At 41.9% G+C, this 18215-nt stretch carries 14 protein-coding genes; 8 read left to right on the forward strand and 6 right to left on the reverse strand.

Features of this window, described 5'->3' with window-relative positions:
- Window positions 1–81: 81 nt before the first annotated feature.
- The 3 genes from DD657_RS03980 (at window position 82) to DD657_RS03990 (ending at window position 3510) form a co-directional block, all read left to right on the forward strand.
- Complete coding sequence (locus DD657_RS03980; RefSeq protein ID WP_287048569.1) at window positions 82–669, forward strand: bifunctional nuclease family protein; 588 nt, start codon at window positions 82–84, stop codon at window positions 667–669.
- A 142-nt stretch (window positions 670–811) separates the two neighbouring features.
- Window positions 812–2143 (forward strand): glucose-6-phosphate isomerase, encoded by a 1332-nt coding sequence (locus DD657_RS03985; RefSeq protein WP_021988755.1) that lies wholly within the window; start codon window positions 812–814, stop codon window positions 2141–2143.
- A gap of 152 nt (window positions 2144–2295) precedes the next feature.
- A complete protein-coding gene (locus DD657_RS03990) occupies window positions 2296–3510 on the forward strand; it encodes a 6-phosphofructokinase (RefSeq protein WP_068689518.1) in 1215 nt (404 codons plus the stop codon).
- 54 nt (window positions 3511–3564) lie between these two features.
- Here the strand turns inward: DD657_RS03990 and DD657_RS03995 are convergent, their stop codons facing one another.
- Window positions 3565–4749 carry a porin gene (locus DD657_RS03995; protein ID WP_068689517.1) on the reverse strand — a complete coding sequence of 395 codons (1185 nt, stop codon included), beginning with the start codon at window positions 4747–4749 and terminating at the stop codon, window positions 3565–3567.
- 249 nt (window positions 4750–4998) lie between these two features.
- On the opposite strand from DD657_RS03995, the gene DD657_RS04000 reads away from it, so the two are divergent.
- Complete coding sequence (locus tag DD657_RS04000) at window positions 4999–5790, forward strand: hypothetical protein (RefSeq protein WP_287048572.1); 792 nt, start codon at window positions 4999–5001, stop codon at window positions 5788–5790.
- A gap of 71 nt (window positions 5791–5861) precedes the next feature.
- Here the strand turns inward: DD657_RS04000 and DD657_RS04005 are convergent, their stop codons facing one another.
- The 5 genes from DD657_RS04005 to DD657_RS04025 form a co-directional block, all read right to left on the reverse strand.
- Complete coding sequence (locus tag DD657_RS04005; RefSeq protein ID WP_021988751.1) at window positions 5862–7070, reverse strand: acetate/propionate family kinase; 1209 nt, start codon at window positions 7068–7070, stop codon at window positions 5862–5864.
- A 104-nt stretch (window positions 7071–7174) separates the two neighbouring features.
- A complete protein-coding gene (gene pta, locus DD657_RS04010) occupies window positions 7175–8182 on the reverse strand; it encodes a phosphate acetyltransferase (RefSeq protein ID WP_021988750.1) in 1008 nt (335 codons plus the stop codon).
- A 94-nt stretch (window positions 8183–8276) separates the two neighbouring features.
- On the reverse strand, window positions 8277–9353 hold the full coding sequence (locus DD657_RS04015; protein WP_021988749.1) for a ParM/StbA family protein: 1077 nt from the start codon (window positions 9351–9353) through the stop codon (window positions 8277–8279).
- A 414-nt stretch (window positions 9354–9767) separates the two neighbouring features.
- Window positions 9768–10232: an alanyl-tRNA editing protein gene (locus DD657_RS04020; protein ID WP_287048573.1), complete on the reverse strand. Its 465-nt coding sequence runs from the start codon at window positions 10230–10232 to the stop codon at window positions 9768–9770.
- Between the two features lie 71 nt (window positions 10233–10303).
- The gene (locus DD657_RS04025) at window positions 10304–10759 is read right to left on the reverse strand and encodes a GNAT family N-acetyltransferase (RefSeq protein ID WP_021988747.1); all 456 of its coding nucleotides are present in this window, start codon (window positions 10757–10759) and stop codon (window positions 10304–10306) included.
- Window positions 10760–11144: 385 nt separating this feature from the next.
- Between DD657_RS04025 and fabG the strand changes: the two genes are divergently transcribed.
- The 4 genes from fabG (at window position 11145) to DD657_RS04045 (ending at window position 18213) form a co-directional block, all read left to right on the forward strand.
- Window positions 11145–11891 carry a 3-oxoacyl-[acyl-carrier-protein] reductase gene (gene fabG, locus DD657_RS04030; RefSeq protein WP_021988746.1) on the forward strand — a complete coding sequence of 249 codons (747 nt, stop codon included), beginning with the start codon at window positions 11145–11147 and terminating at the stop codon, window positions 11889–11891.
- A gap of 84 nt (window positions 11892–11975) precedes the next feature.
- On the forward strand, window positions 11976–14039 hold the full coding sequence (locus tag DD657_RS04035) for a hypothetical protein (protein ID WP_287048575.1): 2064 nt from the start codon (window positions 11976–11978) through the stop codon (window positions 14037–14039).
- Window positions 14009–14977 carry a DUF6340 family protein gene (locus DD657_RS04040; protein WP_273132737.1) on the forward strand — a complete coding sequence of 323 codons (969 nt, stop codon included), beginning with the start codon at window positions 14009–14011 and terminating at the stop codon, window positions 14975–14977. Before DD657_RS04035 ends, DD657_RS04040 begins: the two co-directional genes overlap by 31 nt.
- 38 nt (window positions 14978–15015) lie before the next feature.
- Window positions 15016–18213, forward strand: a complete 3198-nt coding sequence (locus tag DD657_RS04045; RefSeq protein ID WP_287048578.1) for a UvrD-helicase domain-containing protein — start codon at window positions 15016–15018, stop codon at window positions 18211–18213.
- The last annotated feature ends 2 nt before the right edge of the window (window positions 18214–18215 follow it).

Below are 18215 nucleotides of genomic sequence, written 5' to 3' on the forward strand. Positions count from 1 at the left end.
TTGAATATTGAAACTTAAACGGGTAGAAGTCGTTAATTCAGATGAATACATCTTTGACAAAATGTCGTAAACGAATCGATTATGGAAAGGATTAAACTGAAGATTTTAGGATTATCGTATAGTATGGCTCAAACCGGTGCGTATGCATTGATTTTGACCGACGAAGCGGATCTTCACCGTATTCCTATCATTATCGGAATGCCCGAAGCCCAGTCAATCGCTATTCAACTGGAAAAATTACAGCCACAGCGTCCGTTGACTCATGATCTGATCAAATCGTTGACAGATAGTTTAGGTGTGACTTTAAAAGAGGTTTTTATATATCGCTTGGACGCCGGGATTTTTTATTCGGAGCTCTATTTCGAGACCCCTTCAAATACGATAAAGATCGATTCCCGGACATCGGATGCCATCGCTTTGGCATTGAGATTCGGATGTCCGGTTTACACGACCCCGGAAATAATCGAAAAAGCCGGTATTCTGGTTAGCCAGGAAGTACGTGAACAACAGCAGGGGGAGATTCACAACAGTGTGATCAATGTCGAAGAAAATCAATACAAAGACTATACGGTACAAGAGTTGACGAAACTGATGGAAGAAGCCATTCAGCGCGAGGACTACGAGACGGCCTCCAAATACCGGGATTTATTGAAGACAAAGAAAAAATAAAGATATTTAATTCGATGTAGTGAGTCGATGGATTTACTTGATAAAATTTAGGTTGTGTTTATGCTATTTACTTAAATAGAAATTATTGCGGTATTTGAATATATCAGCTAATTATGATAGAGTACATATAACAATAAAGCTTATGAACAGTATTAAATTTGATTACAGCCATATCTGTAATTTCGTAAAAAAAGAGGAAATAAGTGCGTTGTTTCCGGAAGCTAAAAATGCTTTAGAAAGTTTGAAAAACGGTAGCTGTAAAGGAAATGATTTTTTGGGGTGGTTGGATTTACCTACCCGTATCGGTACAGCAGAGTTGAATGATATAGAGAACACAGCCCGGGAATTGCGGGCCCGTACCAATGTGGTCGTTGTGATCGGGATCGGAGGTTCCTATCTGGGCGCCCGTGCTGTTATCGAGGCATTGGCCGACAGTTTTCATAACTTCGGAGATGCCGGGATGAAGGTTATTTTTGCCGGACATAATATCGGAGAAGACTATTATCACGAATTGATGAATTACTTGTCTGATAAGGAATTCGGTATTTGTGTGATTTCTAAGTCGGGAACGACAACCGAACCTGCAATTGCTTTCCGCTTGCTGAAAGAAATGCTGGAAGCAAAGGTAGGCAAGGCTGAAGCCGGTAAACGGATTGTTGCCATTACAGATGCCAGCAAGGGAGCTTTGCGCACGCTGGCGGATCAGGAAGGCTATAAGTCCTTCGTGATTCCGGATAATGTAGGAGGCCGTTTCTCGGTGTTGACTCCTGTCGGATTGTTACCTATCGCTATAGCCGGTTTTGATATCAAGGCCCTGGTAAAAGGTGCTGTGGAAATGCAGAAAGAGTGTCTGGAAAAGCAGGGCAGTATTGCCTTGGAATATGCTGCAGCCCGTACGGCTTTGCATCGCAAAGGATATGCCGTTGAATTGTTGGCCAATTTCAATCCGAAACTGCATTATATTACAGAATGGTGGAAACAGTTGTACGGAGAAAGCGAAGGGAAGGAGCACAAAGGTATATTTCCTGCCGGTGTTGACTTTACGACAGATTTGCACTCAATGGGACAATACATACAGCAAGGTCCCCGGATGATGATGGAAACGGTCATATCTGTAGAGAATTCCCAATATAAAGTGGAAATTCCGGCCGATGAAGCCAACCTTGATAAATTGAATTTCCTGGCCGGTAAGCGGGTAGATGCCGTAAATAAAATGGCAGAACTGGGGACCCGCATCGCACATGTCGACGGAGGGGTTCCCAATATGCTGGTGAGTATGCCGGCATTGAATGCTGAGTATATCGGTCAGTTATTCTATTTCTTTGAACTGGCTTGTGGTATTTCCGGTTGCATGTCCGGAGTGAATCCTTTTGACCAGCCTGGAGTGGAAGCATATAAGAACAATATGTTCGCTTTGTTGGATAAGCCCGGATACGAGGCTGCTTCCAAAGAGATTAAAGCCCGGTTGAAATAAATATTGGTATTGAGACAAGAAGGCTGTCTGAAAACTTTTCTTTTGTTATTCCGAATAGGATAAAACTGTCGTGGCACGGTATTATCCCGGAGTGGTGAAGATGAGTTTTCAGGCAACTTTTTGCTTTTATAATTTGAAATGAGGTATTGAAAATGAAAACTATTGCGATATTGTGTGGAGGGGGGCCGGCACCGGGCATTAATACAGTAGTGGCTACTGTCACAAAAGTTTTTCTGAAGGCCGGTTACCGGGTATTGGCTATTCATGAAGGGTATAAAGGACTGTTTGGGGAGAATCCGGATGTAGAGGAACTTACTTTTGAGAAGGCAGATTGTATTTTTACGAGAGGCGGTTCAATGATCCGGATGAGCCGTTTCAAGCCGAAAGATGAAGATTTTTCATCGCGCTTGTTTGTAAAATACGGTATTGAATTGCTGGTAACGATCGGAGGGGACGATACGGCATCTACTGCCAACCGTTTGACAAAATATTTGTCTGCCTGTCAATTGGAGGTGAAAAATATACATGTGCCTAAAACCATCGATAACGATTTGCCTTTACCGGAAGGCGTGCCTACTTTCGGTTTTATGTCCGCCCGGGAAATGGGCGTAAATATCGGTAAAGTAATAAAGGCCGAGGCTGCGACTACTCAAAACTGGTATATATTAATGTCTATGGGGCGTGAAGCCGGACATTTGGCATACGAGATCGGTAAGAGTATACAGGCGGCCACGATCATAATTCCGGAAATGTTTGCCCATACGGAGATTACCATGGATAAAATTGTACGCCTGATCATATCGGCTATGTTGAAACGGCGGGTATGCGGTGTTAATTCAGGCGTGGTGGTTGTGAGTGAAGGTATATTTCACTTTTTGAAGGACGAGGATATCGCTGCTTCCGGTATTGTTTTCGATTACGATGCCCACGGGCATCCGGAACTGAGCGATGTTGGCAAGGCCCAGGCTTTGAATAAGATTGTGCGCCGGCGTTTGCAAGCCATCGGTCTGAATATCGTCAGCCGTCCCGTAGAGGTCGGATATTCCTTGCGTTGTACGGATCCCTGTGCTTACGATTTGAGTTATTGTACGACTCTGGGAATCGGAGTAAAGAAATTGTACGAAGCCGGTTGTTCGGGATGTATGGTGGCTGTGGATATCAATCAGCAGGTTATTCCGGTTTATTTGCAGGATGTAGAAGATGAGAATGGAAAAATTCGTCCCCGTCTGGTGAATATGGAGCGGGAAGAGGTGAAATTTACTTTTTCCGAGATGATGTACTACCTGACGGATGCAGACCGGGAGGCAGCCCGTCAGTTTGTCGATAATCCGGAAGAGTTTGAACGGACCGGTATACTCGGATATTGATATGACAATTTCAGATTCACGCATTTTTTATTGACGTGAATCTGAAATTACAGACTAGAAAATCGGAATCTGGTAGATAAGACCTGCCGATATGCGTTGCGGGTTACTGTCAGACATGCCTAACGTCTTTGCACATTGGGTATAGTCGAACGAACGGCCTACATAGGTCAGGAAAAAATGCAGATTTTCACGCATCGGATAATACTCTATACCTCCGATGTAGCCCCAGGAGGTACTGTATTTCCCTTTGGCATATTCCTGATTGCTTTTGGTAACGGAAGCCGTTTCATACATCCCTTTGAGAAAAATATTGATTTTCGGACGGATGCGGTAGTTGAAATGGGCAACCAGCGACATATAGCGGGTATTCAGTGCCCGGTTGTCAAATCCGGCCTTGTATCCCATACGCGAGATAATGCCTTTACGGTCCAGTTCTTCCCGGGAATACATGAAATCGAAATACATGTGAAAGCGTTTCAGGTTTAACTGATTCCCCAGCGCATAATAGTACATGTTTTTATTGGTTGCATCGTGGAATACCGAGACAGACCAACGGGTGTTGATCATATTCTCCAGAAAACTGCCGTTCCAGTTTAATGTGTATCCTAAAGGTGTTTTTGCCGGTTTTATACCCGGGTCCACCTGTCCGAACATCTCTTCGAAAGAACCGTTTCTGGAATCTACGATTTGAAACTGGAGCTCGTGATTATCGGTGATCCAGTAGGCAAAATCGACTCCGGTCAGGAAGTTTTGCATGTATTCCAGCATATCGCAATATTGGTATACCTCTATCGGGTTTAAATCAAACTCGATGCCGCCGTATACGGTCGATTGCTTCCCGGCAAAAAAGGAAAATTTAGGTGTGATCTGAAAACCGATGGCTGCATAGTCGATGGAAGTGGGCAGGTTGTCCAGAACCTGGGGGTTGTTGCTGCGGTTCAGACGCTGACGATAACGGTAGAATATCCATTTGTTGATATTTCCTTTTACTTCGATCCGGAGCTGGTCCATTTTAAATGTGGCCTGTTCGGTGTCGTTTCCGTTCGGATAAGCATTGAAACTCCCCTGGGTATTCAGAAAAATGTTGAGTTTTTCCGTTTTCTTTTCCAGACTGGTAATGCGCTCGAATAGGGTTTTAGCGTCCAGTGAATCGGTTTTTGAAGATTGGAAGCTTAGGTGTTGAGCAAACAGGAATGAGCTTCCTCCAAACAATAAGAGTAGTAAAATTATTTTTTTCATATCTCTCGAATAATTACAACGTATCGCGTGGTTATAATTTAATTGTAATTTTAGATTAAATGAATCCGGCAACGAATCTGTTTGTCAGACAATTTAAAATTTACAATCTAAAATTTACAACTTATATGTACCCTGAAAACGATAAAAAGTTACATAAAATCCTTTTTTTCTTGTAGCTGTGAAAAAAAATGCAGATATTCGCAGACAATTAATAAATACGGGAATTTTTATTGACAAAAACAATTAAGTATGAAAACATTAAAGAATTTAAAAAGTTTATTGGTCATTGCTGCTTTGCCGGTAATGATGAGCGGCTGTATAAAGTCGAATGATCCGGAGTTTACCGCTTATCCGGGCGGATACATATTGCAGAAAAACAATGATTTCGCTGTATATTTGAATGTAACGGCCAATGAGACGATGAAAAGTGCAGAGGTTATTTCTGCAGATAATCCTTTTCTTTTTATGAGACAAGTGTTTAATGTAAATGTATGGGAGATACCTGAAACTGCTTTGCAATGGAGACGGGAAATGCCGAACGGAGGTTATAAATTTACGGTAACGAATACCAAAGAGGAAAGTGCGGTTGCCAGTTTTACGTTGAATATTGATAAAACCAAGCCGTTGGGTACGCTGAAATTGAAAAAGTTCGAAATGAAAAATGGAGAGATTTCGATGGAGGTGGACGGAACCGTAGAAAATGCCACCGCTTATTATCTGATGTTTGCTTTGGGAGCCAAAAGTTCTGAGAGCAGTCCGTATGAATTTAAACGTTGCTATGCCAATTTCGTTTATTGGGGGGATGTAAACCAGAAATTACCGACTTCTGCACGTATTAAATTAAGAGATATTGTATATCGTGCAACGAATGGATTTGTCAATCTGACGGAGAACGATGTCGTATATATTGCTTTCGCAGCAGCCAGAACCGAATCCAACGGAGGCTCTCTGATTATGGAATATCCTCAGAGTCCGATAGAAGTAACACTGAAAACGGATGAAAATTTCCTGGTGGACGGTCCTGTGACTCCTGTTGAATAAACTGCGATTGAGTGTTAAAATAAAAAATCGTACGGAAATCCGTACGATTTTTTTTATGAATCGGGCTTAATTTATTTTATGGATTTGACCAGTTCCATGGTATCGGTAGCGATAACCAGTTCTTCGTCTGTTGTAATGGTCATTACTCTTACTTTGGAATCTGCTTTGGAAAGTGTCCGGTCTACACCTCTGGCCTGCTGATTGATGTTTGAATCGAAATCAACCCCGAGGTATTCCAGACCGTTACATACCATTTCACGTACGATACTGTTGTTTTCACCGATTCCTCCGGTAAATACAATCAAATCAACGCCGTTTAAAACAGCGGCATAGGAGCCGATGTATTTTTTAACGTCGTAACAGAATACTTCAATAGCGAGTTGAGCTCTTTGGTTGCCTTCTGCAACGGCAGCATCCAATTCCCTGAAATCGGACGAAACGCCTGAAATACCGTATACCCCGGATTCTTTATTGGTTAAGCGGACGGCTTCCAGACTGGTAAATTGCTTTTTATCACAAATGTAAAGTAAGGCTCCGATGTCCAGATCCCCGCAACGGGTTCCCATAATCACGCCGGCAACAGGGGTGAAACCCATAGAGGTGTCTACGGATTTGCCTTTATCTATGGCTGTAATGGAGGCTCCGTTTCCGAGATGGCAGGTGATGATTTTTTTCTCTGCTATATTCCAGCCCAGAATCTGACAGGCCTTTTCAGCTACGAATTTATGAGAAGTGCCGTGGAAGCCGTATTTCCGTACTCCGTATTTCTCGTAATATTCGTAAGGGATACCGTATATGAACGCCTTCGGAGGGAGTGTTTGATGAAATGAGGTATCGAATACAGCAGCCTGCGGTACGGAAGGTAACAGACGTTCCATTGTCGTAATGCCTTTGAGGTGTGCCGGGTTGTGTAAAGGTGCAATTTCACTGCATGCTTTGATTTTAGCTTTTACGTCTTCATCTATAAGTACGCTGTGAGAAAAGTATTCTCCGCCGTGGGCGATACGGTGACCGACAGCATTGATTTCATTCAGAGAATCGATGACGCCGTATTTTTTATCGATTAAAGCCTTTAGGATCAAATCCATACCGTCGACATGGTCGGGGATAGGCTGTTCGATAACGAGTTTTTCTTTGCCTTCCGGTTTATGTGTAAAAATGCCCATGGGAAGGCCGATTTTTTCAACTAAACCTTTCGCTAAAATGACCGGTTGTGCCTTCATATCCAATAATTGGTATTTGATAGAAGAACTACCGCAATTCAATACTAATATATTCATTTCCTTTTGTTTTGTGCCGATGCACTTTTGATATTTGAAAATTGGCAATCTGATACAGAAAATTGCCTGCTTCAAATTGCCGTTTGTAATTTTGAATATGTCTTTTATTTCATCAATCCGGCAGCCTGGTTTGCTGTAATGGCAACCATATTGATGATGTCGCTTACGGAACAGCCTCGTGAAAGGTCGTTGATCGGAGCAGCCATACCTTGCAATACGGGACCGACTGCTTCTATGCCCGCAATACGTTGTACCAGCTTGTAGCTGATATTGCCGACTTCCAGTGTAGGGAATATCAAAACATTGGCTTTTCCGGCTACAGGGCTTCCCGGTGCTTTCAATTGTCCGACAGAGGGAACGAGAGCGGCATCGGCTTGCAGTTCTCCGTCGATCATAACGTCGGGAGCCATTTGTTTGGCAAGTTCGGTTGCTTTAACGACTTTATCTACAAGCTCATTTTTAGCGGAACCTTTGGTAGAGAAGCTCAACATAGCAACGCGGGGTTCTATTTTGGCAATATTACGGGCTGTACGGGCCGTAACGACAGCAATCTGTGCCAGTTCTTCTGCCGTAGGATTCGGATGTACGGCACAGTCGGCTACCACCAACAGTCCGTTTTCACCGAATTCCGGTTTGTTGGTCAATAACATAAATGCTCCGGAAACAACGGAAATACCCGGTTCGGTTTTTACAATCTGAAATGCAGGACGCAATACGTCGCCTGTTGCATTGATAGCTCCGGCAACTTCTCCGTCTGCATCTCCGTTTTTGATCATAAGGGTGGCAAGGTATAAGGGGTCTTCAACAAGCTTTAACGCTTGCTCTTTTGTCATGCCTTTGCTTTTGCGCAATTCGACCAACAAATCGATATAGGCGTCTTTTTTAGCGTGAGCTACCGGATCGATAATCGTTGCAGAGTCGATGTGGTGCAAATTCAATGCTTCAGCTTTGGCTTTGATATCGGCCGGTTTACCTAAAAGAATGAGTTGTGCGAGACCTTCGCTGAGAATAACTTCTGCAGCTTTCAGGGTACGTTCTTCTGTTCCTTCGGGGAGTACGATTCTTTTCTGGCATTCTTTAGCGTTTGCCTTTATTTGTTCTAAAAGTTCCATTGTGTATTTTGTTATAATTGATTAAGGCATTTGGTCAAAAGAAAGAGTTGTCCCATTTGCGGAACAACTCTTTTACCGGTACAGGCGTCTATGGTCATTCGCCATCTTTGTATATCGTGACGCAAGTATTTGCGTTTCCTATATCCATACCGACCGCTAACTGAGGATTTCTGAAAATCTTTATTTCATCGGCATCCACATTGTTCGGGATAGCAGATTTAGCGACATTGGATTTTATTTTTGAATGGAGGCAATATCCGTGAGAAGCACATTTTTCCGGTTCCGGATAGACTTCAACACTTACGAATTCTCCGAATTCTTCTTTAAAGCAGTCGATCAATTCGGGATACAGAGCACCTCCTCCGACTAAATACATTTTGGAGCATTTGTTGAAATCATCGTCCGTGAATGCTTTTCTCAAATTAGGAGCAATGATTTCAGAATAGTATATTTTCAATACTTTTTCCCGAATATCCAGGATATTGTGTTTTACACGGTTTACCGTAATACTGCCTTTCTGGAAAGCAACATCGATCTGGTGTTCGGTTTTCAGATTTAAATAAAAACTTTTTGCCAATTCATTCGCTAATAAATTCACAGCATGGCGTAAACCGTGGGTACTGATCGCTGAACGGTTGATTAAACCGGCACGGGTGCTTACAACAGCTTCGCATGTACCGTATCCGAGGCTGACGATGAAGAAATTTTCCTTCTCCTGCAATTTACCTTCCCGAATGGCAGTGGTACACCCCATGATTTCAGGAATAATTTCCACTTTACCGACATTTACTTCTCTTTTGGCATTTGCCGGACCTCCGAACGTAGAAGCATCATAGTTGATGATGTGGCGTCCCTGTAGAATTTCAGCAGCCTTATCCCGGTATAACATATAGGTTGAGAACGGGAAACCGGTGGTCAGGTAAATCTCTTCCTCACCTTTCGGCTGGGTCAGTAACAAAGCCGCATTACATAATAATTTGTATTCTTCTTCGGTAGGAGCCGGGTTGATATTTTTATGAGGGGAATAACCTTCCACAAGAGCCAGGTTACCTACAATATACTCGTTATCATCAACCGTAATTTTTATTCCATCCAGAATGTTTTCAGCGACATTACTAAGTTCCTGATTAGTTGCTTCGTATACGCTAGGGAAATTGTAAGATTTCAGCATATCAATATTTGTTATGTATTAATTTTTGCATAAAGACGAAACAAATTTAAATAAAAAAAATTGTAAATACATGGTCTTTGCATTCAAATTTTAAAAAAAGTTGTTTTTTATATCAATTCATAGAACATCAGTCCTTTAATTTAAAATCAGGGGACGTTTTAATTGTAGATTTTAGATTGATAATTTTAGATTATACCCACAATCTTCCCCTCAAAAAAAGAGAAATCGTGAAACAAAAACACAACTTATTTTATAGAGGTCTGCAAACGGATATTTTCGAAAAGAAAATAAAGGTTCTGAACACCAAAAGTTCATATAGATTGTAAATTTTAGATTGCCCTGGAAACTGATTCGTTATCAGGTTCTTTAATCTGAAACCGTAAATCTACAATTAAAACGTTCGTTGTTAAATGTTTATTTTTCGAGTTTAAATCTTATCCGTAAAGTTGTGTTTTGATAATCTGTACTTATAATTTTAAATTTTCCGATTTCAGAGGTATTGCCGACATGCTGTCCGATACAGGCACAGGTATCGTAATCCCCGATTTTTACAAGGCGGAGGGTAGCACCGGCCTCTTCCGGCAATTTGCTTAAGTCGATACCTTCCGGAATCCGGTTGCGGGGGAGGAATTCAACGGTTACCGGCAGATGGGCCGCAATAATTTCATTAACCTTATTTTCAACGACAGCTATCTGGTCGTTTGTGGGTTCTGTAGGGAGTATATAGTCGCATTTGGATTTTTTCTTCTCGATGTGCGCATTCCGGGAACGTCCGCATCCGAACAGCCGGATCATGGTCTGGTTGAGGATATGTTCAGCCGTATGCATCGGCGGATATTCTTGCTTATTGTGATCGTTGAGTTGAATTGCTTGTTCCATGTCATATTTATTGTTTATATCTTTCCGGAAAAATAGTTATTTTCATTTTCCCGGCTTATACGTATACTTTGTTATAATTCTTTGGATAAGAACCCATATTCTTTCATATCCTGAAAACCCATTTTAATGTAAAATTTACAAGCCGGAGAAGATAGTCCCGTATTTAATATAATATCGTTGATATTTTCTTGTTTTAGTCTTTTCTCTATTCCTTTCATAAAATATTCTCCCAAACCTCTTCTTTGCAACGTGTGATCTATACAATACTGATCGAGAAAATACTCATACCTTAATTCGTCGTTTTTTAACCAGGGTTTTATGAAACCTATTGATACACCGATCACTTTATGATTGTCATCACACAATTGGTATCCCTTAAAATTGGGTAAATCAATGAATGCACGAAAAAAACGTATGACAGGCTCTTTGGATTCAAAAATATCATTCCACGGTGGTTTTGAGAATACGTCTGTAAATAAATCTACCGATTCTTCCGTTAAAGATTTGTCAAATTCTATAATATACATAAGTGAGTTTGTAATTATTGAGTCGGTACAATAACATTTGTATCCGAACCGATTGTACAATTTTTCAAAGATACGATTATTTTTTTAACGGATGTTTTAATTGTAGATTTACGGTTTCAGATTAAAAAATCAGTTTCCAGGGCAATTTAAAATTTACAATTTACATGAATGTTTTTTGTATGTAAATGACAACCGGAGATATTCTGTGTTTTCCGGTAAAGAATCAGAGAATTAGGGCTGAAAGGAGAGGGCTGGTTTATAGGAGAAAAAAATAAAATGTGCAAAGAAAAGGGTTTTTTCATTATCTTTGACCATCAAAATTTAAGAATAGAACCGGATAATCCGGTTGAAGTCTAACTAATCATAGTCAAATAAAACTGTTATTATGAAGTTATTAGAAGGAAAAACGGCCCTCATTACCGGTGCATCTCGTGGAATCGGTAAAGCAGTGGCTTTGGCATTTGCCAAACAAGGTGCTAACATTGCATTTACAGATTTAAGATACGATGAAATTGCCCAGGCTACGGAAAAAGAGATTGCAGCTTGCGGAGTTAAAGCGAAAATGTATGCTTCGAATGCTGCTGATTTCGCACAAACGGCAACTACAGTCGAAGAAATAGCTAAAGAATTCGGTCGCATCGATATTCTGGTAAATAATGCCGGTATCACCAAAGATACCTTATTGATGAGAATGTCTGAAGAACAATGGGACGCTGTCATCAATGTGAATTTGAAATCTGTGTTCAATTTCAGTAAAGCGGTATCGGCTGTCATGCTCAAACAAAAGAGCGGGTCTATTATCAGCATGAGTTCTGTAGTCGGTGTCAGCGGAAATGCCGGACAGGCTAATTACTCCGCTTCCAAAGCCGGTATTATCGGCTTCACGAAGAGTATTGCCAAAGAACTGGGTTCCCGCAACATCCGGGCCAATGCTGTTGCCCCCGGATTCATTATTACGGATATGACGGCTCAATTGTCGGAGGATGTACGTAAGGAATGGGCTGCCAAGATTCCGTTGAGAAGAGGAGGCACCCCGGAGGATATCGCAGATGTATGTCTGTTCCTGGCTTCAGATCTTTCAAGATATGTTACCGGTCAGGTTATACATGTTTGCGGGGGAATGAACATGTAATATTTACGATTATTGATTTATGATTTACGATTAGGTAGCTCCTATAATCGTAAATCATAAATCGTAAATCATAAATCTATCAAGGTGGTATTTGGTGTTTCTTTTTGGTGGATATTACCGGTTATTTTATTGTCGGTAGTGATGGCTTGGTTTAAATACCGAAAATTGCTCCGGCTTCCGGATATCGGCCGGAAATTGGCTTGTTTTATTGCTTTTCTTCGTTTTCTGACTGCTTTTTTACTGCTTTTTCTTTTGTTACAACCGGCCTTGTCTTTGATCCGGCGGGTCAAAGTGAAACCCTTGCTGATTATCGTTCAGGATAATTCGGCTTCATTGTTGAACAATAAGGATTCTTTATATTATCTGAATGAATATGGAGCATCTTTACGGGAAAAAACAGGCTTACTGGAGGAAAAATTTAGAGTTGAATGGTTGACATTCGGGAAGAGTGTTAAGAAGAGTGATGTAATCGATTTTTCGGAAAACTATACGGATATAGCCGGAGCGTTTGATTATATCAAAGATAATTACATTGCCAGAAAGCCGGAAGCCGTTATTTTATTGAGTGACGGTATATACAATACAGGTGTCAATCCGCGTTATAAAACATGGGATTATCCGGTATATACCGTTGGGCTGGGAGATACGGTACAAATGCCGGATGTGTATGTAAAAAGTCTGGATTGTAATAAATTCAATTTTATACGGACCGTATTTCCGTTGAAAGCCGAAATTGTAGCTGTGAAACAGAAGGGGAGAACCGTAAAATGTGTTTTGCGGGAAAATGGGAACAGCATCCGGGAAGAGGTTCTGACGATAGACAACGACAATTATTTACGGGAAATTATATTTCCGGTCGAGGCTGTCCGTAAGGGGATGATGAAATATACGCTGAGCCTGGAGACTACTTTTGAAGAACGGAGCCTGAGAAACAATTTGGCAACGGCTTATGTAAATATCATAGATAATTCGGGAGAAGTAATCATCTGGTACGATGCTCCCCATCCGGATATTGCAGCTATTGCCGGGGCATTAAATACTTCCGGCATATTCAAATGTACAGTCAAGCGGTTCGGGGAGTCTTTGCCGGCGGAAAATAAGCCTTCTTTATTTATTTTTCACAATCCCCGCAGCGATGATCCGGAGTATCGGAAAGTGTTGGAGATGGCAGGGCAGCGTAAAACGGCCTTGTGGTATATTTTGACCGGAAGGAAAGAGATTACCGCTTTTGCCCGTTACGACAAATCATATACGGCGAATTTTACGGCAGAAATAAACGAATATGCTTCTCCGGCTCTTAACCGGAATTTTCCTTTTTTTGAGTTTACGGAAGAAGAAGCCCGGCAGTTCGCAGCATTCCCGCCGGTTGTCGTACCTTTCGGGGAGCTTAAGGGAAGTGGGAATAAGCCGTTATTTTTCCAGAAAATAAAAAATACGGTGCTGTCTAATGAAATGATGAGCTTTTATGACCGTCCCGATTATCGTTTGGCTTTCTTTTGGGGAGAAGGCTTGTGGAAATGGCGTTTGTTTTCATATAAAGAGAATGGAAACCATGATCTTTTCAATACATTGGTTTATAAAACCGTGAATTACCTTTCGGGCAGACGGGGCAATGACCGTTTTTTATGTGATATAGAGTCGCTCTATAATGAATCGGAAGATATTGTCATACATGCGGAATTGTATAATGAAAGCTATGAACTTGTCAATACTCCCGATGTGCGGCTTGTTTTGAGGCATGACGGAAAAGACTTCAATTATCTGATGAACCGGCACGGGGATAAATACCGGATTAATTTAGGTAATTTACCGGCAGGAGAATATGACTATGTATTTGCTACGGATTTGAAAGGCGGACATTTTGAGAAGAATGGTACATTTTTTATCCGGACACAGAATAGCGAAGCCCACGATGTTGTTGCCGATAAAGCTTTATTGTCCGAAATAGCCCGGCATTCGGGCGGACAAGCCGTAGATTTGAAAGAAGTTGATAATTTATTGCAAAATATTAATCAGAATCGTAACTTCAAGGCCGAATATAAGCAAGAAGTGAGATATGTAGAATTGGGAGAGTTGCAGTGGTTGGGGTTAATTTTAATATTTTTATTATGTGTCGAATGGTTCTTCCTCAAGTATTATGCAGGGTGATCGCTCTGATTTCCGGACTGGGACTGATATTATTCTGCGGTTCGTGTAGTAGTTACAGGACATTTGAAGTGGAGGTGCTGACTCCGGCAGATGTCACGTTGGGACAAGGCAAAAAATTGGGATACCTGAACAGGCATATACGGAAGGTGCAGGACACTTCTTTCATTTTGTATGCGTATGAAGGAATGACTCCGGACGAACTGTCGGGTTTGTTTTATCAGGGACTGACGTCTGCCTGGACGGAGGACGGCACACGTGATTCCATTCCTGCTTTTGCCGAGAACCTGGTTTCCTATATGCGCTCTGACAGTATCCCTCCGGCATATCCTGCTGCCGATATTCAGAAGATATGCCGTACTTTCGGTTTGGATTATGTGGTATCATTGGAGACTTATTATTATACGGTGAACGAACGCAGCGGAAGCATAAAAAGTAATTATTGTGTACGTTTGTATGCCGCAGATGAACCGGCTCCGGTGGATTTGATCGTATATCGTGACGATTTAACGGATTATCTGACCGATGAATTCAATTTTTTAGATTTTATCCGGGCAAATGCCTGGGATAAAGGAGCCCTTTATTGCAAGCGTCTGATTCCGCATTGGGAGGTAACGGAGCGAAGGGTATACAACCGGCAAAAAGTGTTGAGGATGGGGGATATTTTCTACCGGCAAAATGATGTGGAGCAGGCGATGAAATTATGGGAAGCCGCGACCAAAGAACGTCCTGAAACAGCCGTTCAGGCTTATCTGAATTTAGCCTGGTTGTCGGAAAATCAGGGTGATTTCGAACAAGCGATAGCTTTGTTAAAAAAAGCCCGTGAATTGGCAGATAAAAACAAACCGGCCCACCCGGATATCCTGTATTTGACAGATTATCAAAAGACGCTCGAAAAACGTTTAAAGGAATACAACCGTATTGAGCAACAATTGAATTGACGGGATATTTTTAATTTATTTACCATCAATCTATTTCTATGTCCCGGCTAAACATTTATAAGGCTTCTGCCGGTTCCGGAAAAACCTTTGCTTTGACATTGGAATACTTCCGGATCATTTTTTCGGTTCCTGCCGAGTATAAGAATATTCTGGCGGTTACCTTTACCAATAAGGCAACCGGGGAAATGAAATCCCGGATTATTAAAGAGTTGAACCGGCTTGCCGAAGGGCAAAGCAGTAGCTACGGTCCGATTTTGCAGAACGAATTCCGCCTTACAGACGAACAACTGAAAAATAGAGCCATTCAGTTGCGTACCATGTTGTTACATGATTACGGACGCATTTCCGTTACGACCATCGACCGTTTTTTTCAGCGTATCATTAAATCTTTTACTCACGAACTGGGTATATTTCCGGGATATAATGTCGAACTCGACAGTGATTTTGTGCTTTTAAAAGCCGTAGACAAAGTCATGGAAGAAGTAAAGGACAAACCTGAATTGAGGTTCTGGATCGGAGAGTTGATGACTGCCGGCGTGGAAGAAGGAAAATCCTGGAGGATCAAAGCCAGGATTGTAGAGTTAGGGGAAGAGCTTTTTAAGGAAAATTACATGCTCCTGGACGACAAAATCCTGACCCGTTTCAGCGACAAAGACTTCTTAAAAGAATACCAGTTGTTTTTGAGGAATATCGTCCGGGAATATGAGGAAACCCTTTCTCTTTTGGGAGAAAAAGCGGTTTCCTTAATTGAAAGCAACGGTTTGGAATTGCAGGACTTCAAAGGAGGGAAAAACGGATGTGCCGGGCATTTTTATAAGTTGAAAGCCGGGAAGCTGGACGATGTCACTTCAACGGCCCGTCAGGCTGTCGGAGATACCGGTTATTGGATTACCAAAAGTTGTGTTCCGGAAACCCGCATGAGAATTGAATCGGTTTTCCCGGAATTGAATCGCATATTGGCATCTGCCATAGAAACGTACGACACCCGATACCGCTATTATCTTTCAGCCCGCCAATTGATAGCCAATTTATACCAGTTGGGGATTTTAAACGATTTGTATAAGAAAGTCCGGGAATATTGTGATGAAAAAGGGATCATGCTGCTTAGTGATACGACCCGTATTTTGAATATACTGATTGAAGGAAACGACACGTCGTTTCTGTTCGAGAAGACAGGGAATTACTACAAGCACCTGATGATAGACGAATTTCAGGATACCTCTTCCTTACAGTGGCGGAATTTCCGGCCTTTGGTCGTCAATACGCTCGCGGAAGGCAATCAGGCGATGATCGTGGGAGATGTCAAGCAGAGTATCTATCGCTGGAGAAACGGAGACTGGCGTTTACTGGCCAGTCGGGTGGAAGATGAATTTGCCCGTTTGGGTACGAATGATATTATTTTGCAGAACAACTGGCGGAGTGCGCGTGAGATTGTCGATTTTAACAACGTTTTTTTTCGGGAAGCAGCCCTGGAATTAAAGGCGTTATACGACCATTCGGCCGGGGAGGATAATGCCTGGTCGGAAGCCATCGTGCAGGCTTATGATAATCTGGAACAGGTACCGAAAAGAGAATTGGGAGGATATGTCGATATTCTGTTCGGACCGTCGAAAAAAGAAGAAGATGCGGATACGCAAATTATGGCTTCCGTAATGGAGGTCATAGCGGATATTACCCGACGGGGAGGACAGCAAAAAGACATCGTAATATTGGTCAGAAATGCGAAAGAGGGGGCTTTTGCGGCTAATTATTTTATGGAATACAATACGACTGCTTCTCAAAAGATAAATTTTGTATCCAATGATTCTTTGTACGTCAGGTCGTCCGCCTATGTCCGGTTTATCGTCGCAGTATTGCGGTATATGGCCGAGCCCTACGATATTGTCAACAAAGCTTCCATACTTTTATTTTATTATTCGTCGATAAAATGTTGTAATGCAGATAAATGGGATGCTATATTTAAAGCAGCAAAAGAAGAGGAGTTATTCCGTTTTCTGAATTCGGATTTTACCTTCAATTCCGGTAAGATATTGTCTTATTCGCTTTTTGAAACCGTAGAAGCCATTATCGATAAGTTTTCTTTGAAAGATAAAAAGGAGGAAGTGCCTTATCTGATAGCCTTTCAGGATATCGTTTTCGAATACGAATCGAATAATTCGAATAGCATTATCCTGTTTCTGGAATGGTGGGAAAAAGAACAGATGAAAAAAGTGCTTTCGACTTCGGAAGATATTGATGCCGTACGTATTTTGACCATTCATAAAGCCAAAGGACTGGAGTTTGAGCACGTCATATTGCCTTTTTGCAGTTGGGAACTGGATGCAACACAACCGCTACGGCGCATCTGGTGTACGACCCGGGAAGATAAATTCAATGAACTGGAATATGCACCCCTGAATTATTCGGCTAAATTGGCGGATACGATATTTAAGGATGATTACTTCGATGAGCACCTGAAAGCTTATGTCGATAATCTGAATTTGTTGTATGTGGCTTTGACCCGCGCGGAAAGAGAGCTATATGTCCGTCCGTATCGTCCTAAAATCAATAAAGACGGTAGTCTGACTGTGGGAGATATCGGTACATTCATGTATCAGGTGTTGGAAAGGTTAAAAGGGAAGGAGCAAATTCATTTTTGCCCGGACGGGGAAATGAATCTGCAATACGGTACGAAATACCAAAAAGAAAGTACTGTTTCTGAACAGAATCCGCTGGTATTGGAGCATTATGCCGTATATGATTCCGAAGAGCGGATCAGTATCAGGTACAAATATCAGGATTACACCGATCCGGATCAGGATACCCGTTCGGCGGTCGATGAAGGTAAATTGCTGCACGAGATATTCCGGATGATCGAGTCTGAAGAAGATGTGGAAAAGGCTCTCCGGCAAATGTGTCTGAACGGGTTGATTTCCCTGGAAGACAAAGCGGTTTACCGCGCAAAAATCGAAAAATATTTGTGTCGTCCCGAAGTTTCTGCCTGGTTTTCATCCGATTTTCAGGTTGTCAACGAAAGGGATATTCTGTTTGGCGGGGGAGACAAAGTACGCCCCGACAGGGTGTTGTTAAAAGGAAATACGGCCTGGGTAATCGATTATAAATTCGGGAACAAGGAAGAAGAGAAATACAAGCGGCAAGTCCGTTATTACTGCCATACATTGCAAAAAATGGGGTATACTTCTGTTAAAGGCTACATCTGGTATGTGGTACTGGATAAAGTCGTTCCCGTCGAATAAAA

The sequence above is a fragment of the Culturomica sp. genome (assembly GCF_003524185.1).
Classification (GTDB): domain Bacteria; phylum Bacteroidota; class Bacteroidia; order Bacteroidales; family Marinifilaceae; genus Culturomica; species Culturomica massiliensis.

Excerpts from the sequence above, each read along its gene's own strand:
- DD657_RS03980 (WP_287048569.1), top strand. The coding sequence starts at position 82 with ATGGAAAGGATTAAACTGAAGATTTTAGGATTATCGTATAGTATGGCT.
- DD657_RS03985 (WP_021988755.1), top strand. The coding sequence starts at position 812 with ATGAACAGTATTAAATTTGATTACAGCCATATCTGTAATTTCGTAAAA.
- DD657_RS03990 (WP_068689518.1), top strand. The coding sequence starts at position 2,296 with ATGAAAACTATTGCGATATTGTGTGGAGGGGGGCCGGCACCGGGCATT.
- DD657_RS03995 (WP_068689517.1), bottom strand. The coding sequence starts at position 4,749 with ATGAAAAAAATAATTTTACTACTCTTATTGTTTGGAGGAAGCTCATTC.
- DD657_RS04000 (WP_287048572.1), top strand. The coding sequence starts at position 4,999 with ATGAAAACATTAAAGAATTTAAAAAGTTTATTGGTCATTGCTGCTTTG.
- DD657_RS04005 (WP_021988751.1), bottom strand. The coding sequence starts at position 7,070 with ATGAATATATTAGTATTGAATTGCGGTAGTTCTTCTATCAAATACCAA.
- pta (WP_021988750.1), bottom strand. The coding sequence starts at position 8,182 with ATGGAACTTTTAGAACAAATAAAGGCAAACGCTAAAGAATGCCAGAAA.
- DD657_RS04015 (WP_021988749.1), bottom strand. The coding sequence starts at position 9,353 with ATGCTGAAATCTTACAATTTCCCTAGCGTATACGAAGCAACTAATCAG.
- DD657_RS04020 (WP_287048573.1), bottom strand. The coding sequence starts at position 10,232 with ATGGAACAAGCAATTCAACTCAACGATCACAATAAGCAAGAATATCCG.
- DD657_RS04025 (WP_021988747.1), bottom strand. The coding sequence starts at position 10,759 with ATGTATATTATAGAATTTGACAAATCTTTAACGGAAGAATCGGTAGAT.
- fabG (WP_021988746.1), top strand. The coding sequence starts at position 11,145 with ATGAAGTTATTAGAAGGAAAAACGGCCCTCATTACCGGTGCATCTCGT.
- DD657_RS04040 (WP_273132737.1), top strand. The coding sequence starts at position 14,009 with ATGGTTCTTCCTCAAGTATTATGCAGGGTGATCGCTCTGATTTCCGGA.
- DD657_RS04045 (WP_287048578.1), top strand. The coding sequence starts at position 15,016 with ATGTCCCGGCTAAACATTTATAAGGCTTCTGCCGGTTCCGGAAAAACC.